The sequence below is a fragment of the Gluconacetobacter azotocaptans genome, from assembly GCF_014174355.1.
GTDB lineage: Bacteria > Pseudomonadota > Alphaproteobacteria > Acetobacterales > Acetobacteraceae > Gluconacetobacter > Gluconacetobacter azotocaptans.
The window spans coordinates 40838-58581 of record NZ_JABEQF010000013.1 but is presented as its reverse complement, the minus strand read 5'-3'; the positions used below and the strand labels follow the sequence as shown (position 1 = coordinate 58581).

15 protein-coding genes are annotated in these 17744 nt (G+C 68.0%); 10 read left to right on the top strand and 5 right to left on the bottom strand.

Going from position 1 to position 17744, the window contains the following annotated elements; all coding sequences use genetic code 11:
• Nucleotides 1-7: 7 nt before the first annotated feature.
• A complete protein-coding gene (locus HLH34_RS14680; protein WP_342354514.1) occupies nucleotides 8-775 on the bottom strand; it encodes an MBL fold metallo-hydrolase in 768 nt (255 codons plus the stop codon).
• Between the two features lie 92 nt (nucleotides 776-867).
• Nucleotides 868-3675 carry a phosphoenolpyruvate carboxylase gene (locus HLH34_RS14675; RefSeq protein ID WP_183120329.1) on the bottom strand — a complete coding sequence of 936 codons (2808 nt, stop codon included), beginning with the start codon at nucleotides 3673-3675 and terminating at the stop codon, nucleotides 868-870.
• A gap of 187 nt (nucleotides 3676-3862) precedes the next feature.
• On the opposite strand from HLH34_RS14675, the gene HLH34_RS14670 reads away from it, so the two are divergent.
• From HLH34_RS14670 to HLH34_RS14630, 9 genes are all read left to right on the top strand, one after another.
• Complete coding sequence (locus HLH34_RS14670) at nucleotides 3863-5155, top strand: DUF445 domain-containing protein (RefSeq protein WP_183120328.1); 1293 nt, start codon at nucleotides 3863-3865, stop codon at nucleotides 5153-5155.
• 123 nt (nucleotides 5156-5278) lie between these two features.
• Nucleotides 5279-5773 (top strand): SUF system Fe-S cluster assembly regulator, encoded by a 495-nt coding sequence (locus HLH34_RS14665; protein ID WP_183120327.1) that lies wholly within the window; start codon nucleotides 5279-5281, stop codon nucleotides 5771-5773.
• Between the two features lie 14 nt (nucleotides 5774-5787).
• Nucleotides 5788-7278 carry a Fe-S cluster assembly protein SufB gene (gene sufB, locus HLH34_RS14660; protein WP_183120326.1) on the top strand — a complete coding sequence of 497 codons (1491 nt, stop codon included), beginning with the start codon at nucleotides 5788-5790 and terminating at the stop codon, nucleotides 7276-7278.
• 16 nt (nucleotides 7279-7294) lie between these two features.
• On the top strand, nucleotides 7295-8068 hold the full coding sequence (gene sufC, locus HLH34_RS14655) for a Fe-S cluster assembly ATPase SufC (RefSeq protein WP_456305553.1): 774 nt from the start codon (nucleotides 7295-7297) through the stop codon (nucleotides 8066-8068).
• On the top strand, nucleotides 8065-9330 hold the full coding sequence (gene sufD, locus HLH34_RS14650) for a Fe-S cluster assembly protein SufD (protein ID WP_183120324.1): 1266 nt from the start codon (nucleotides 8065-8067) through the stop codon (nucleotides 9328-9330). Before sufC ends, sufD begins: the two co-directional genes overlap by 4 nt.
• Before the next feature lies 1 nt (nucleotide 9331).
• A complete protein-coding gene (locus HLH34_RS14645; protein ID WP_183120323.1) occupies nucleotides 9332-10582 on the top strand; it encodes a cysteine desulfurase in 1251 nt (416 codons plus the stop codon).
• A gap of 7 nt (nucleotides 10583-10589) precedes the next feature.
• Nucleotides 10590-11018, top strand: coding sequence for a Fe-S cluster assembly sulfur transfer protein SufU (sufU, locus tag HLH34_RS14640; protein WP_183120322.1), 429 nt, complete (start codon nucleotides 10590-10592; stop codon nucleotides 11016-11018).
• Between the two features lie 37 nt (nucleotides 11019-11055).
• Complete coding sequence (locus tag HLH34_RS14635) at nucleotides 11056-11508, top strand: SUF system Fe-S cluster assembly protein (protein ID WP_183120321.1); 453 nt, start codon at nucleotides 11056-11058, stop codon at nucleotides 11506-11508.
• Between the two features lie 17 nt (nucleotides 11509-11525).
• On the top strand, nucleotides 11526-11906 hold the full coding sequence (locus tag HLH34_RS14630) for a HesB/IscA family protein (protein WP_183120320.1): 381 nt from the start codon (nucleotides 11526-11528) through the stop codon (nucleotides 11904-11906).
• A gap of 51 nt (nucleotides 11907-11957) precedes the next feature.
• Here the strand turns inward: HLH34_RS14630 and HLH34_RS14625 are convergent, their stop codons facing one another.
• Nucleotides 11958-13238 (bottom strand): class I SAM-dependent RNA methyltransferase, encoded by a 1281-nt coding sequence (locus tag HLH34_RS14625; RefSeq protein ID WP_183120319.1) that lies wholly within the window; start codon nucleotides 13236-13238, stop codon nucleotides 11958-11960.
• Between the two features lie 63 nt (nucleotides 13239-13301).
• Nucleotides 13302-14954 (bottom strand): DEAD/DEAH box helicase, encoded by a 1653-nt coding sequence (locus tag HLH34_RS14620; RefSeq protein WP_183120318.1) that lies wholly within the window; start codon nucleotides 14952-14954, stop codon nucleotides 13302-13304.
• A gap of 261 nt (nucleotides 14955-15215) precedes the next feature.
• Between HLH34_RS14620 and HLH34_RS14615 the strand changes: the two genes are divergently transcribed.
• Complete coding sequence (locus tag HLH34_RS14615; RefSeq protein ID WP_220792190.1) at nucleotides 15216-17030, top strand: glycoside hydrolase family 15 protein; 1815 nt, start codon at nucleotides 15216-15218, stop codon at nucleotides 17028-17030.
• A gap of 138 nt (nucleotides 17031-17168) precedes the next feature.
• Here the strand turns inward: HLH34_RS14615 and HLH34_RS14610 are convergent, their stop codons facing one another.
• On the bottom strand, nucleotides 17169-17621 hold the full coding sequence (locus HLH34_RS14610; RefSeq protein ID WP_183120316.1) for a CopD family protein: 453 nt from the start codon (nucleotides 17619-17621) through the stop codon (nucleotides 17169-17171).
• Nucleotides 17622-17744 lie beyond the last annotated feature (123 nt).

The window sequence follows — 17744 nt, the reverse complement described above, 5'->3', positions numbered from 1 at the left end:
GGGGTGGTCAGGCGGTCGTGCCGTCGCGGACGGCGCGCCAGGTGTCGTGATCGTGAACGGCGCGGCCGTCGTCGCGCAATTTTTCCAGATGGGCCAGCAGGTTCAACTCCGCCGCCCGGCGCAGCGCGGGACGGATGGCGCGATAGACGCGGCGCAGGATGTCGTCCAGCGTGGCCGGTTCGTCCGGCAGGGCCGCCAGGATGCTGTCCTCGCGCGCCAGGCGATGGGCGATCAGCCCCCGGATGCACAGGACGGGGCTGGGGATGGGCGGGCCATGCGCGGGCAGCAGCAGGCGTGCGTCACGGTCCAGCACCTTGTCCAGGCTGTCCAGGAACAGTCGGACCGACCCGTGCGGGGCCGGTGGGACCATCGTCGTCGACCAGCCCATGATGTGGTCGCCGGTAAACACGATTCCGTCCCCCGTGGCGAAACACAGATGGTCGGCGGCGTGTCCCGGCGTATGCAGCGCGGTCAGGGTCGCGACCGGGGCGCCGTCGTCCAGCGCGATATCGGGGGAGAAGGTCGCACAGGCGCTGTGCCGATAGGCGCAGACCGGCGCGCCGGTCATTTCGGCCAGCGGGCGCGCGCCCTCCAGGTGGTCGCGGTGGGTATGGGTCAGCAGGATATGGGTGATCGGCCCGCGCGCCGCCGCTACGATGGCGCGCAGATGGGCGGCGTCGTCCGGGCCGGGGTCGATGACCGCCGTGCCGGCGGAATGCTCGACCAGCCAGCTGTTGGTGCCATTGCCGGTCATCGGGCCGGGATTGGGCGCCACGACCCGCCGGATGCCGGTCGCGGCTTCCAGCGGCGGGCCGACGGGCGGGGGCGGTTCGCTGACCCGCCAGTCGTGGCGGGGCCGGCCGCCCGTCAGCCGAATGCTCCGACATGGTGCATCACCGCCATGCCGGTTTCCCGCACCAGATTGAACAGCCGCAGCATCGGATCGAAGATCTCGGTGTGCTCGCGCGCATAGGCGCCGTCGTTGCGCGGGCCATGGGCCTCGTGGAAATCGAGGTCCAGCCCGCTGCCGGTGGCGTAGGGGAAGATATGTTCCAGTTCCCGCAGGGCGGCGGGAATTTCCAGGCACAGCACGCGGGTCGTCAGCACGTCGCGGGTGAAGGCGTTGCGCGGCGCGAAATAGGGGATGCGGGTCGACAGCAGCCAGATCTGCTCGATCGTGGCGATCCGGATGGCATGCAGCAGCATCTCCTCGGGCTGCATGCCGGGGGCATGTTGCCACGCCTTGCGCAGCGCCAGGTGGTCCGACTGGATACGGCGGAACATCGCCTGCGTGCTGGCCCAGAAATTCAGGCGCTCCAGCCCGTTCATCAGCGCCAGGAAAGCGTCGCGCCGCGCGGGGTCGGTCTCGGCCGTCGCACGGCCCAGCCACATGTCGGGGTCGAGCATGTAGATCACCGCGCGCAGGACCGTATCGTCGGAATGCGCCAGCGCGTGCGATGCGAAATCCAGCGCGCGGCGGAAACGCGGGCTTCTGGTCAGGAATTCCTCGAACGTTTCGGGATGGCGTGCCGCGGCCGAGCCCAGGCCCTGGATGGTGTTCGCGCACCAGCCCAGCTGTTGCAGGATGGCGTTGTTGGGAATGGCGCGCAGCTGGCTGGGATGGCTGATCCGCGTTGTGGCCGCGGCCGCGTCGCTCTGGCGGGCCGAGGGGCGGGACCCGGTCTTGTCGATCAGGGAGGGGCCGAAAGCGCCCAGCAGGGCGGCATAGCCCGGGTCCTCGACCAGCCCCGCCATGCCGGCGCCGATGGTCGAGAAGAAATCGGCCGAGAAATCGGGTTCGTCATAGACCGGGTCGCGGTCCAGCGGCGTGGGCGCGAAGATATGCGATGCGATGATGCTGACGGTCGCGTCCGCCAGCGCCTGGGTGCCGAACAGCAGATAGCCGTCGCCGCCCTGGAAGGCCGCTTCCTCGCGGATTCGCAGGCCCGTGCCGGCGAACACCGCGCGGGCGTGCAGCGGCGACAGATAGTCGAACCGGTCGGCCAGGCGGAAGGGATGCGCGCCGCGCCCGATGCTTTCCCCGTGGGTGTCGAACAGGATGACCTCGACATCCGTCAGGTCCCAGCGGCGCAGCAGGTCGCAGATCTTCAGCCGCAGCCGCTCGATCAGGTAGGTCGCGGCCAGCTGCCCCACATAACGGCCCGAATCGGAATAGCCGAACTGCAGGCTCAGCTTGCCGGTGCGGCGCATATAGTCACGCCAATGGGGGGAATGCAGCGCTTCCTCGATGATATGCGCGCCGTTTTCCAGGGCCTCCTGCGTCTCGAACAGCGGCGAGATTTCGATCTGTTCGTCGATTCCGAAGCTCTTGGCCAGCCACAGGGCAGTCAGCAGGGTGTAGCCGCTCTCGGTCTCGGCAATCAGGAAGCGGACGGGGCTTTCGCGGTCGATGTGTCGGACGATATGGCGCACCGTCATCATTAGGCGCGCGGCGGTGGCCTGCTCGGCCAGCAGCGAACCGAAATCGACCTCGACCGGTTCGACCCGGTCCAGCGCCTCGTTGATCCGGGTCAACAGGCCGCGGCGCTGCGACGGTATTTCCGGACTGTCCTCGATGCCCAGCCGCTGCCGCGCGACATTGTGGATCTGCGTCGAATTGAGGCGGACATGGGTGTGCGCCGCTGCCATGCCGTGCGCCATGAAGCCCGCGCGGGCGACGGCCAGGGCCATGCGGTGTTCGGGGGCGGCGGTGTCGATGGCTTCCTGGAACGACGACGCCAGGTCGCTGGCGCGGGCGATCGCCTCGTCCCGCCGGCCGATCAGCACGGCGGCGAAGGCGGCGACCGATTCGGGGTCGGGCCCCGTCGGGCAGGCGTCGATCTGCGCGCTGACGGCGCCCAGCGCGCGGGCGATGCGTTCATGCAGCCCGTCCGCGATCGGACGCAGCGGTGCGACCTGGTCCTGAAGCCGCGTCAGTTGCAGGTGCTTCATGCGCAGGCGCAGGCGGATGGTATCCCACCAGCCGATATCGGTCCGCCCGTCGGTGTCGTAGCCGACCCAACTGGTCAGGATCACCGGCCGGGGGCTGAGCACCGTCCATTCGCGCGGCCAGCGCGCCTGGGCCTCGTCCAGCAGGGTGCGGGTCAGGCGGTCCAGCGCGGTACGTCCCCGCAGGATCGCCGCCGTGGCCAGGGCAAATTCCTCGTCCAGGGTCGGGGGTGCGGTGCGGCGATGCGTCGCCAGCACCGGCAGTGCGGCCTTCTGGCCCGTGTCGTCCGACGCCATGACGGCCAGCCGTTCATAAACCGGGTTGGCCAGCGCGAAGGTCGGGTGTGCGGTGAAGACGGCGGCAAAGCGGCTGCGCTCCACCGTTCTGCGGAAATGGCCGAAGCTGGCGGGCGTGCCATCCGGGACGGGATCTTCCGCGACCGTCCGTGCGACAGCGCGCATGCGTTCCGCGACGATGGCGTCGTCGGTGCCGTCGACATAGGCGCGCAGCCGTTCGGCGCGCGTGCGGAAGGCATCGTCGCGCAGGTGCCGGACGACCTCTTCCAAGGTTTCGGTCGACAGGGCACCGGACGTGATCTGCCGGCCGATTCGGCGGGCCAGCGTAATGACCGGGTTGCCCGACGACGAATCATGCCCATCCGCGACGGCCTGCCGTGCGAGGTCGAGCAGCATCTCCGCCGCGTCATGGGAAGTGGTTTCGGTCATCGCGCGGTCCCAATCGTCTAATCCGTACCTGCGCCGTAGGGTTTCATGTTCGCGTTCACATCGCAATGTCTGCCACCCGATATCACAGTGAATTTGGACCTCTGCCCGGATGGCGACGCGCCTGGACGCGCGGCGCGGCGGGCATGAATCCTTGGGTCCCTGTCCGCAGAATGGTATCGACGGGGGGATGAACACGATTCCCGAAGCGGACATGGCCGCGTGGCTTGTATTGCGACGCTATCGCCGCGCGGCGACGGGCCTGCTGGCCGGGATGGGCGTCCTGACGATGGCAGGCTACGCCGCGCCGGCCGCGGGCCTGGTGGCGGACGGTCTGTGGCTGGACGTCCTGCGGTCGGGCGCCAAGGCCGGGGTGGTCGGCGGCCTGGCGGACTGGTTCGCCGTCACGGCCCTGTTCCGCCGGCCCATGGGCCTGCCGATTCCCCATACCGCGATCCTGCCGGCGCAGAAGGCGCGGCTGGGCGAGGCCCTGGGCCGCTTCGTGGCGACCCACGTCTTTACCGAGGCCGACGTCAACGCGGCCCTGGACCGGATCGACCTGCCCGGCATGCTGGCGGGGGTGCTGGCTGACTCGTCGACGGCCGAGACCGTCAGCCGCGCGCTGGCCCAGGCCGCGCCGCCGGTCATGGACCGGCTGCAGGACGGGCGCGCGGGCTCGGCCATGGGCCGGATCCTGCCGGTGATCCTGGGGGGCGAGGAGGTGGCGCCCGTGGTCGCACGGACCCTGCGCGCGCTGGTGGAAGGCGACCGCCACCAGGAGGTCCTGTCCTTCCTGCTGGCGCGCCTGAAGGACGGGCTGAAGGCCAAGGAGGCGGCCCTGCGCACGATCATCGAGGACCGGGTGCGCGAACAGGGGGGGCGCATCCTGGGCTGGGCCATCGGCGGATCGATCGCGACCAAGGTCCTGATTTCGGTGAATCATGAGCTGGACCGCGTCGATCCCCAGAATTCCGAGCTGCGCGAAGGCTTCACGACCTGGGTCCGCGCCGAGATCGACCGGATCGAGACGGACCCCGAGCGGCGGCGCGAGATCACGGACGCGATCATGGGCGTGATGACCCATGAAAGCATCCGGGGCTGGAGCGGCGATGTCTGGCGGCGCATGCGTCTGATGATCGAGGCCGACATGGCCCAGCCCGACGGCTGGTCGGCGTCTATCGTGCGGGACGCGCTGCGGCATCTGGCCGGACAGATGCGCGAGGACCAGGCGCTGCGCCAGCGGGTGACGGCGGGCGCGCGCGGCATGATCCTGCGCGGCCTGCCCTTCGTCTGCGACCGGCTGTCGCGCTTCATTGCCTCGGTCGTCGCGGGGTGGGATGCCGACCTGCTGGCGTCGCGGCTGGAATTGCGGGTGGGCAAGGATCTGCAGTTCGTGCGGCTGAACGGCACGCTGGTCGGGTTCCTGGCCGGGGCGGCGCTGTCGCTGGCCCTGCGGCTGATGTTCGGCCCCGGCGCCGGATAGGAAGCGGCGGGCAGGATTGTGCCGATTGCACTTGACGATGGCGATGCATCGTCTCATCTGGTGGTAAATCAGTACTGATTTGGTCCGCTATGGTCGCGAGACCGGTCGGCGGGTGGGGGACGGATGCTGAAACTGTCGAAGCTGACCGATTACGCCGTCGTGGCCCTGGTGCGCCTGGGGCAGCAGGACGACGTGATGACGTCGCCCGCCCTGTCGCAGGCCACCAGCATCCCCGAACCCACCGTCGCCAAGGTGCTGAAGATCCTGGCGGCCCATGATCTGGTGGTATCGCTGCGCGGCGCGCGGGGAGGGTATCGGCTGGCCCGTCCGCTGAACGATATATCGGTGGCCCGGGTCATTACCGCCGTGGACGGCCCGATTTCGCTGACGGCCTGCGTCGATGGCGGCGGATGCGATGCGCGCGTGCTGTGCGGGGTGTGCGGGCAGTGGGATGCGGTCAACGATGCGATCCGGGGGGCCTTGTCCTCGATCACGCTCGCTGACATGCAAGGTCATAATCGGCAGCAGCCCGGGGCGCGGGAATGCCATGGTGCCAGGGGGCAGGATACAAGCGGGGGCCACGAAACGTCCGTCGCCGGTTCCGCCGCCGCGGTCTGAGGGAGCAGGAAGACATGCCAGCGATTACCGAAACCCGGGACGCCGTCGAAAGCCTCGGCCAATCCACCTACAAATGGGGTTTCGAGACCGATATCGAGATGGACCTCGCCCCCAAGGGGTTGAACGAGGACACGATTCGCCTGATTTCCCGCCGGAAGGAAGAGCCCGAATGGCTGCTGGACTGGCGGCTGAAGGCGTTTCAGGCCTGGCAGGCGATGGCCGAGCCGACGTGGGCGAAGGTCAGCCATCCGCCGATCGATTTCCAGGACGCGCATTACTATGCCGCGCCCAAGAAGAAGGCCGGGCCGAAGTCGCTGGACGAGGTCGATCCGGAACTGCTGCGCACCTATGAAAAGCTGGGCATCCCCCTGCACGAACAGGCGCTTCTGGCCGGTGTCGAGGTGCCCGAGGGCCAGGAGGCGCGCGCGCCCATCGCCGTCGATGCGGTGTTCGACAGCGTGTCGGTCGTCACCACCTTCCGCGAGACGCTGGCCAAGGCGGGGGTGATCTTCTGCCCCATTTCCGAGGCGGTGCGCGACCATCCCGAACTGGTGCGCCGCTATCTGGGCAGCGTGGTGCCGGTGTCCGACAATTTCTATGCCGCGCTGAATTCCGCCGTCTTCACCGACGGATCGTTCGTCTACGTACCGCGCGGCGTGCGCTGCCCGATGGAACTGTCGACCTATTTCCGCATCAACGCCCGCAACACCGGCCAGTTCGAGCGCACGCTGATCGTGGTCGAGGACGGGGCCTCGGTCTCGTATCTGGAAGGCTGCACGGCGCCGATGCGCGACGAGAATCAGCTGCACGCGGCGGTGGTCGAACTGGTGGCGATGGACGATGCGTCGATCAAATATTCGACCGTCCAGAACTGGTATCCGGGTGACGAGAACGGCCGGGGCGGCATCTACAATTTCGTGACCAAGCGCGGCGCGTGTCGTGGCGCGCGGTCCAAGATTTCATGGACACAGGTGGAAACCGGATCGGCGATCACGTGGAAATATCCGTCGTGCATCCTGCAGGGCGACGGCGCGGTGGGCGAGTTCTATTCCGTCGCGGTGACCAACAACCACCAGCAGGCCGATACCGGCACCAAGATGATCCATCTGGGGCGCAATACCCGCTCGACGATCATCGCCAAGACCATCAGTGCTGGCCAGTCGGACAGCACCTATCGTGGGCTGGTGCGGATGATGCCCAAGGCGTCGGGGGCGCGGAATTTCACCCAGTGCGACAGCCTGCTGATCGGCGATCGCTGCGGCGCGCACACGGTGCCCTATATCGAAAGCCGCAACATGACCGCGAAGGTGGAGCATGAGGCGACGACGTCCAAGATCTCGGAAGATCAGCTGTTCTATTGCCGCCAGCGCGGCCTGTCCGAAGAGGACGCGGTGGGGCTGATCGTCAACGGGTTCTGCAAGGACGTGCTGAAGGAACTGCCGATGGAATTCGCGGTCGAGGCCCAGAAACTGCTGCAGATCAGCCTTGAAGGCAGTGTCGGCTGAACGGAGAATGAGTGACGTGAGCAACGAGTTTGTAAAGATCTCCGGCCTCTGCGCCAAAATCTCGGATGGCGGGACGGACAAGGAGATCCTGCGCGGCGTCGATCTGGAGATCCCGGCCGGCGAGGTCCATGCGATCATGGGGCCGAACGGATCGGGCAAATCCACCCTGTCCTACGTCCTGGCCGGGCGCGAGGATTACGAGGTGACGGGCGGTAGCGCGACCTTCAAGGGCCAGGACCTGCTGGCGCTGGAGCCCGAGGAGCGTGCGGCGCTGGGCCTGTTCCTGGCGTTCCAGGCGCCGGTCGAACTGCCGGGCGTGAACAATGCGAACTTCCTGCGCACGGCGGTCAACGCAGTGCGCCGCGCGCGCGGGCAGGACGAACTGGACGCGGTGGCGTTCCTCAAGGCCGTCCGGCAGGAGACCAAGCACCTGTCGATGTCCGACGACATGCTGAAGCGCAACGTCAATGTCGGGTTCTCGGGGGGCGAGAAGAAGCGCAACGAGGTGCTGCAGATGCGCATGCTGGCCCCGTCCTTCGCCATCCTGGACGAGACGGACAGCGGACTGGACATCGACGCCCTGCGTATCGTGGCCGAGGGCGTGAATTCCCTGCGCTCGCCCGATTTCTCGGCGCTGGTCATCACCCATCATCAGCGCCTGCTGGATTATATCGTTCCCGACCGCATCCATGTCATGGCGCGCGGGCGGATCATCCATAGCGGCGGTCCCGAACTGGCCAAGCAACTGGAAGCGCAGGGATATGCCCGCTTCCTGGCGGAGGCCGCGTGAACGCGTTCGCCCCCGCCGGCGTCAGCGCCGCCGCGTTCCTGGACCGCTATGCCGCGCGGGCCGGAACGAATCCGGCGCGCGACCGGGCGGCGGATACGCTGCGCCGGACGGGGCTGCCGCGCACCGGGATCGAGGCATGGAAATACACCTCGCTGCGCGCGCTGGGCGACATTCCCTTCGCCGCGGCGCCGGCGACGCCTGACGATGCGACGGTCCGTGCGATCCTGACCGAGGCCGAGCAGGCCGTCGGGCTGGGCCCCGACCTGCGGCGGGCGGTGTTCGTCAACGGGCGTTTCGATCCGTCGCTGTCGTCCCTGCCGGACGGGGTGTCGGCGGGCCGTTTCCATGCGACCGACGAGGCTTCGGATGACGACGTCGCCAGCGCCCTGAACGCCATCCTGGCCGAGGACGGGCTGGTGCTGCGCGTCGCGCCCGGTGCCGATGCCGGGCGGCTGCTGCTGCTGTCGATCGGGGTGGCCGAAGACGGGACGCCGATCTCGTTCCATCCGCGCCACCGGATCGAACTGGGGCAGGGGGCCGCGCTGTCGGTCCTCGACCTGTCGGTCGGGCGGGGTGCATATCTGAACAATCCGGTTTTCGACATTGTGGTCGCCGACGGCGCGCGCCTGGGGCATGCCAAGATGCAGGCCGAGGCTCCGACGGCGCAGCATCTGGCGGTCGTCCACGCCGAAATCGGCGCGGGTGGCGAGTATGACAGCTTCACGCTGACCCTGGGCGCCGCCCTGGCGCGGCACGAGGTCCATGTCCGGCTGGCCGCCCCTGGCGCCGTCGTCCATGTGAACGGGGCGCAGCTTCTGGACGATCGGCAGCATGCCGACCTGACCAGCGTCATCACCCATGCGGCGCCGGACTGCAATTCGCGCCAGACGGTGAAGAACGTGCTGTCGGGTCATGCGCGCGGGGTGTTCCAGGGCAAGATCCTGGTCGAGCGCGTGGCGCAGAAGACCGATGGCTACCAGATGAACCAGGCGCTGCTGCTGTCCGAGACGGCCGAGATCGACGCGAAGCCGGAACTGGAGATCTATGCCGACGACGTGCGGTGCAGCCATGGCGCCACGGTGGGCGCGCTGGATCCGGACCAGCTGTTCTACCTGCGCAGCCGCGGCGTGGCCGAGCACGAGGCACGGGCCATGCTGGTCAAGGCGTTCCTGCATGATGCCGTCGATCTGATCGGCGACGAGATCCTGCGTGCGACGCTGGATCGCGCCGTCGAATCCTGGTGGAACCGGAAGGACGCATAAGATGGATCTGTCGCCCGCCGCCCTGGCCGACCCGATCGACGCGCTGCGCCATTTGCGCGCCGATTTCCCGATCCTGAACGAGGCCGTGCACGGCAAGCCGCTGGTCTTCCTGGACAGCGCGGCGTCGGCGCAGAAGCCCATTCAGGTGATCGACGCGATGTCGCGGACCATGCGTACCCAGTACGCCAACGTTCATCGCGGCCTGCACTGGATGAGCGAGCGGACGACCGATGCGTGCGAGGCCGTGCGCGACCAGGTGGCGGGCCTGATCGGCGCCCCCTCGCGCGAGGAAATCGTCTTTACCCGGAACAGCACCGAGGCGATCAATCTGGTCGCCCATTCCTTCGGCAGCCTGATCCGGCCGGGGCAGGCGGTGGTGATTTCCGAAATGGAGCACCACGCCAATCTGGTGCCCTGGCAGATGCTGCGCGACCGCGCGGGCATCGAACTGCGTGTGGCGCCCATCACCGACGCGGGCGAACTGGAGCTGGAGGCGCTGGAGCGGCTGCTGTCCGACGGCAAGGTCGCGCTGGTGGCGGTCACGCACATGTCCAACGTGCTGGGCACCGTGACGCCGGCGCGCCGGATCGCGGACATGGCCCATGCCGCCGGTGCGCGGGTGCTGTTCGACGGCAGCCAGATGGTGGTGCATCGCCGGGTGGACGTGCGCGAGATCGGGGCCGATTTCTACGTCTTTACCGGGCACAAGCTGTACGGCCCCACCGGCATCGGCGTGCTGTGGGGGCGGCGGGAACTGCTGGAGGCCATGCCGCCGTTCCTGGGCGGCGGGGACATGATCTCCACCGTCCGGTTCGAGGGATCGACCTGGGCCAACGTGCCCCACAAATTCGAGGCCGGGACCCCCGCGATCATCGAGACGATCGGCCTGGGGGCCGCGATCTCCTATATCGAATCGATCGGATTCGACGCCATCGCCGCGCATGAGGCCGCGCTGACCGACCATGCCCTGCGGCGTCTGGCCGAGGTGCCGGGCCTGCGGGTGATCGGTGCGCCGGCCGATCGGGGGGGCGTGATCTCGTTCACCATGGACGACGTGCATCCGCATGATATCGCGACCCTGCTGGACAGGAACGGCATCGCCATCCGCGCGGGGCATCATTGTGCGGAACCGTTGATGCGGCGCCTGGGTGTCAGCGCCACCGCGCGGGCCAGTTTCGGCCTGTATACCACGCGCGAGGAGGTCGACACCCTGGCCGCCACACTGGAGCAGATCCGCTCCTTGTTCGTGTGAGCGGGTGATGGAACAGGATACGCTGTATCAGAGGCAGGTCATCGACAGGGCGCGTGCGCCCGCGCATGCCGGGTCGCTGGACGGCGCGACCCATACCGGCGAAGGGACCAACCCGATGTGCGGCGACCGGGTGCGGGTCGGCCTGTCGCTGACCAAGGGAGGCACGGTTACCGCCGTTCGGCACGAGACGCGGGGATGCGCCATCTGCATCGCGTCGGCGGACATGATGGCCGGGCTGGCCGAGGGGCGGAGTGCTTTGGAACTCGGCGCGCTGTCCCGCCAGTTCGGCGAGATGCTGCGGACGGGCGAAGGCGCGGAGCAGGTCGGGGAGCTGGGGGTGTTCGCCCCCTTGCACCAGCATCGCTCGCGGATCAGATGCGCGACATTGCCGTGGACGGCGCTGGTGGAGGCCCTGGATGGATCGAAGGACAGGTGAGGCGTTGATGCAAGCGCAACCCGAGGAGGCGGCCGACATGGACGGACCCGATACCAGGCAGGGGGCCGAGGGCTTTTCGTTCGATCCCCCGGCCGAGCCCCAGGGAAGGGGCCCTGGCGCCGGAGCAGTCGAAAGCTGGACGCCCGGCGGCGAGCCCGCCGAGGCCGCGTCGGCCGGGACAGGCCATGCGGCGGACGAGGATGCGGTGATCGCGGCGATCGCCAGCGTCTACGACCCGGAAATCCCGGTGAATATCTATGAGCTGGGCCTGATCTACGCGATCGACCTGCATCAGGACGGCGGCGTGCATATCGAGATGACGCTGACCGCCCCCAACTGCCCCAGTGCGCAGGAACTGCCCGTGCAGGTACAGGAGGCGGTGCAGAAGGTGGACGGCGTCACCCGCGCCGAGGTCGAGATCGTGTGGGACCCGCCCTGGGACATGTCGCGCATGAGCGACGATGCCCGCCTGACGCTGAACATGTTTTGAGCCAGGAGAATGCCATCATGACCCATCCCTCGACCGGTGCCACGGCGTCTTCCCGCCCGATGCGTGCCCTTCCGCCGCTGATGTCCCTGTCCGATCGTGCGGCCGACCGGCTGCGTACGCTGTACGAAACGGCACATGCCGGGCAGTTGCTGCGCGTCGCGGTCTCGACCAAGGGATGCTCGGGCCACGGCTATGACATGAGCTTCGTCGAGGCGGCCGGCCCGGGGGACGAGGTGGTGACCGACAAGGGCGTCACGCTGCTGGTGGATCGCAAGGCGACCCTGTTCCTGATCGGCACGACGATGGATTACGAGGTCCGGCAACTGGAATCGGGATTCACCTTCGTCAATCCGAACGAAAAGGGCCGCTGCGGCTGCGGCGAGAGCTTCCACGTCTGACGTGGTCGGGCACTGCGCGAAGCCGGCAAGGGCCTTGGCCCTTGCTTTCGCCTATCGCGAGCGCCGCCGCGGCGCGGAGGGCGCTGTGAAGACGCAGACGGCCTCGACCTCGGTTGACCACAGGAACTGGTCGATGACGGTCACGGCGTCCAGCCGGTAGCCCGCCGCGTGCAGGTCGGCGGCATCGCGGCCCAGCGCCTGGGGATTGCAACTGACGTAGATAATCCGCTCCGGCCGGCCGGCGACGATCTGTTCCATCTGCGCGCCGGCGCCCGCATAGGGCGGGTCCAGAACGACAACGCGGGCGTCGGCGATCTGCCGCGCCATGACCGGCTGGCGGTTCAGGTCGCGCTGTTCCGCCGTCACGCGGGTACCGGTGGTGGCGCGTTTCAGGGTGGCGACCGCGTCGGGTTGGCCCTCATACGCCAGAACCCGGGCGTGCCGGGCCAGGGCGAAAGACAGGGTGCCGCATCCCGCATAGAGTTCGATCGCCACATCCTTGCGGTTCAGGCGGCCGGGTAGGCCGTCCAGCACGGCAGCGACGATTGCGGCTTCGCCTTCGCGGGACGGCTGGAGGAAGGCGCCTGGCGGCGGGGCGATCGTCACGCCCGACACATCATGCCGGATGGTGGCGGTCTGCGCTGCGGTTTCCGGCGTGTCGGTCGATCCGGTGCGGCGCCAGGCGATGCGGGGAATGGCGTGCTGCCGCGCGAAGGCCGCCAGCTTGGCGCGGTCGGCGGCATCGAGGGGCGCATCCGTCGCCAGCAGCAGGTCCGGCCCCGAATCCAGCAGGTTGAGCAGCGCGTCGCCTTCGCGCCGGAAGGCGGCCAATGACAGCATCAGCGGGCGCAGGGCCGCGATCAGCGCGAACAGCACCGGATCCAGGACCGGGCAGTCCGTCAGGTCGACCACATCCCCACGCCGCGCATGCAGGCCGACGCGGATACCATCATGGGTGCGGCGCAGGGCAAGGTCGATGCGCCGGCGGGTGCCGGGCGTGCCCTGGACCGCCCTGGGCTTGGGGACCGACTCGAAGCCCGCCCGTTCCAGCGTGTGGACGACCAGGCCGCTCTTCCAGTCCAGCACGGCCGGCAGGGACAGATGCTGGATCGCGCAGCCGCCGCAGATGCCGAACAGCGGGCAGGGGGGAACGACGCGGTCCGGGCTGCTGCGGATTATGTCCACCAGCCGCGCGGTGCGATTGTCCAGCGGCTCGGCCACGATCCGTTCGCCCGGCAGGGCGCCCGGAACGAACAGGCGCGCGCCGTCGTCGGTGCGGGCAACGCCATCCCCGTCCCTGCCGAGGGATACGATATCGGATTCGAACTTCATGATGTACACGCCCAGCCCGTCAGATCGCGCCGCGCTGGGGTGACGCGACCCCGGCGCAGGAGATCAGGACGGTTCGCCGGACTCGTCCTCGATGCTGGGCGCCACGGCGAACGTGCGCCGGGGCAGCAGCATGAAGGCCGGGACGTCGTCGCCGAAGCCGGTGACCGGCGCGCCATTGTCCTCGGGGCCGCGATCGCGATGGCGGACGGGGCGGTCGTGCTCCTGACGGCGCCGATGTTCCGCTTTGGGCGGCGGCGGCGGCGGCGGCGGCACGTCGGGTTGGGCGGCGACCGGCGTCGGTGCCGCGGGCGCGACCGGCGCTGCCGACGCGGCGTCGGCGGGCGTATCCTTGACGCGCGGGGCCGACGACCGGGCGGGGCCGCGTTGATCGTTGCCCTTGCCCTTTCTGCCGCGTCCGCCGCGCGGGCGCTCTTCCTCGGACCAGGGCAACTGGGTGATGCCCTCGACCTCCAGCCGGGGGATGGCGTGCCCGGTCAGGGTTTCGATGGCTTCGGCCAGATTACGGTCGAACGGGGTGGCCAGGCTGTAGGCGTGGCCCGAACGCCCGGCGCGCCCGGTCCGGCCGATGCGGTGGACGTAATCTTCGGCATGGAAAGGCAGGTCGAAATTGAAGACATGCGACAGGCCGCCGATGTCGATCCCGCGCGCCGCCACGTCCGAGCAGACGAGGATCTTCAGTTCGCCGGCCTTGAATTTCTCAAGCGTGGAGAACCGGATCGACTGCGGCAGGTCGCCATGCAGGGCGCCGGCTGAAAATCCGTGTTTGACCAGCGATTTATACAGCACGTCAACATCGCGCTTGCGGTTGCAGAAGACGATGGCGTTCTGCACCGCATCGGCGCGCAGCAGCTTGCGCAGGGCGCGCCGCTTCTCGGCCTCCTCGACGATCACCAGGCCGGCCTCGATGGTCGTGGCGACCGAGGACGGGCGGCTGACGGTGATTTCCTTGGGGTTCTGCAGGAACATGTCGGCCAGGCGGCGGATTTCCGGCGCCATGGTGGCCGAGAAGAACAAGGTCTGCCGCAGGGGCGACAGCATGCTGACGATCTTCTCGATATCGGGGATGAACCCCATGTCGAGCATGCGGTCGGCCTCGTCGATCACCAGCAGCCTGGTCTGCGTCAGCAGCAGGCCGCCGCGTTCGAACAGGTCGATCAGGCGGCCGGGGGTGGCGATCAGCACGTCGACGCCCCGGTTCAGGACCTCTTTCTGCTCGGCCATGCTTTCGCCGCCGATCAGCAGCGCATGGTTCAGCTTCAGATACTTGCCGTAATTGACGAAATTCTCGGCGACCTGCAGGGCCAGTTCCCGCGTCGGCTCCAGGATCAGCGAACGCGGCATGCGCGCCCGGGCCCGCGATCCCGACAGGATTTCCAGCATCGGAAGGGTAAAGGACGCCGTCTTGCCGGTGCCGGTCTGCGCCACGCCCAGGACGTCGCGGCCCATCAGCACATAGGGGATGGCCTGCGCCTGGATCGGGGTGGGGTGGCGGTAGCCCATGTCATCGATCGCGCGCTGGATCGGCTCCGCCAGGCCCAGGTCGGAAAAGAGGGGCTCCGGCGCCGCGTCCAGGGGGGCGTCGGCCGGCGGATTCACGTCCGCGATGGCCGGGTCCAGGGGGACCGGAACGGTGGCGACAGGATGGGATTCGGCGTCTTCGGCAGCCGAAGCGGCGGCATTCGTCTTGGCGCTCAAAATTCTCTCGAACGTGTCAGTGGTGTGGTCCCGTTCGTTCCGCCACGATGCGGTCCGTCAGGCATTTCTGCCTGTTTTCCTGCGACGAAGCAGGGCCTTGCGAAAATGAAGGCGAATCCCCCGGTTCCGCGTGTTCGTCCCTATCGAGAATTGGAACGAAAATCAAGCGTGGAGCGTTGATCTAGGGTGTTCGTCCCATGTGCGGTCGCCTGGGCCGCTGGCGTCGTACCGTGTGGGGGTATCGTGGTCACTGTCGATCCGTTGAAGATTGAAGATTATGGGCTGATCGGCGATGGCCGAAGCTGTGCACTGGTGGGGCGGAACGGGTCGATCGACTGGCTGTGCTGGCCGCGCTTCGACAGCCCCGCCTGTTTCGCCGCCCTGCTGGGCGATGGGGAAAACGGTCACTGGCTGCTGGCCCCGGACGAGGAGCGGGGCGGTGCGCCGCTGGTGGTCTCGCGGTCCTATCGGCAGAACGGGATGGTGCTGGAAACGGTGTTCGAGACCGCCAGCGGCGTGATTGCCATCATGGATTTCATGGCGATGGGGACCGAGACCCCGACCCTGATCCGCATCGTGGAGGGGCGGCGCGGTGCGGTGCCGGTACTGAACTGGCTGGTCATGCGCTTCGATTACGGCCTGTCGGTGCCCTGGGTCACGCGCCTGCCGGATAATATGGGCATCAACGCCATCGCCGGCCCGTCGCGCTGCATCCTGCGCTGCCCCGTGGCCCTGCACGGCGAGGACCGGCATACCGTGTCGCGCTTCATCGTGTCGGAAGGCGACACGGTGCCGTTCGTCATGATGCATCTGGATTCGCATGATCCGGTGCCCGATCCGATCGACGCGCTGCAGGCCCTGCGCCGGACCGAGCAGTTCTGGGCGGACTGGATCGCGCGCTGCACCTATCACGGGGACCATGCGCCGGCGGTGCGGCGGTCGCTTCTGACGCTGAAGGCGCTGATCTACCAGCCGACGGGCGGCATCGTCGCGGCGCCCACGACCTCGTTGCCCGAGGAACTGGGCGGCAGCCGGAACTGGGATTATCGCTATTGCTGGCTGCGCGACGCGTCGCTGACGCTGATTGCGATCATGGCCGGCGGGTATTTCGAGGAAGCCGTACAATGGCGCAACTGGCTTCAGGCGGCGGTGGCCGGCAGTCCCGACCAGGTGCAGATCATGTACGGAATCGGCGGCGAACGGCTGTTGAATGAATGGGAGGCCGGCTGGCTGCCGGGCTATGCGGGATCGACCCCCGTGCGGATCGGCAACGCGGCGGCGGGCCAGCTGCAGCTCGACGTCTACGGCGAGGCGATCTCCGCCCTGCATCTGGCGCGCCAGACGCGGCTGTGCGCCATCACCGACGGCTGGCGGCTGGAAGTCGGGCTGCTGCAGCATCTGGCGACCATCTGGAAGGAACCCGACGAAGGCATGTGGGAGGTCCGGGGCGGCCGGCGTCAGTTCACGGTGTCCAAGATCTCGTGCTGGGTCGCGTTCGACCGCGCGATCCGCGATGTCGAGAAATATGGGCTGGAGGCGCCGCTGGACGAATGGAAGGCCATCCGCGCCGAAATTCACGACACGGTCTGCCGCGACGGCTTCAACCGGGACAAGAACTGTTTCGTCCAGTATTTCGGCGCCACCGGCCTGGATGCCGGCCTGCTGCTGATCCCCATCGTCGGCTTCCTGCCGCCCGAGGACCCGCGTGTCATCGGCACCATCGCCGCGATCGAGCGTGAATTGCTGGACGAGAACGGCTTCGTTCGCCGCTATATTCCCGACCCCGAGGTCGAGGGTGTGCTGGGGGACGAGGGCGCGTTCATCGCCTGCTCGTTCTGGCTGGTGAACGCCTATGTGGCACAGGGCCGGATGGAGGAGGCGCACGCGCTGTTCAAGCGGCTGCTGGCCCTGCGCAGCGACCTGGGCCTGCTGGCCGAGGAATATGACGCGAAGGCGGGGCGGCAGGTCGGTAATTTCCCGCAGGCGTTTTCGCACCTGTCGCTGGTCAATACCGCCGCGATCCTGTCCGCCGGGCGGATCACGCCGACCGGGGCGCCGCCGCTTCCGGTGCTGTAAAATTGAGTCTTTCGTCCGCCTCAGGGCGCTGCCCAGAAACCCGCCAAAGGGCCTAGCCCTTTGGAAACCCAGTCGTTTCATTCCTGACCGGGGTCCAGGGCCTCAGGCCCTGGTTGGTTCGGGCAAGGCCCGATTTTCTTACAGCCCGCGCGCCATGGCGGCGGCCAGGATGGTCAGCACGCCCAGGCCGATATTGGCCAGCACCAGCGAACGGATGGAATCGAACGTCGCGGGCTGGGGGCGGATGGCGCGGCGGGCCTTCTGGTACGGGCCGAAATAGATCCGGGCGAACAGGCCGGCCATCGCCAGGCCCAGAAGCTGCATCGTGTTCACCTGCCACGACACCACGGCGAATCCGCCCTCATGCAGGATCATCAGCCACCCGGTGACCAGCACCATCGGCATGGTATGCCAGACGATGCGAAAGAAGCGTCCCAGCGTCTGCAGATGCACCGACGCCCGCTGCGTCGCGTCCAGCAGGCTCAGGCTGGGGCGCAGGACGAAGACGGCATATACCATGCCGCCCACCCAGGCGGTCATGCCGGTCAGATGAATCGCGAGCACGAGGCTCCAGAGAATGGAGTGGGACATATCTGCTCCGCTGGGAATGGATAAGGCGGCCCGCGTGACGTGCCGTGCGCGCCGATGGTATGCTTGATCGCCAATTCCGGACTGGCACGCAAGGGATACCAAGTTCGGACAAAGCATAAGTGC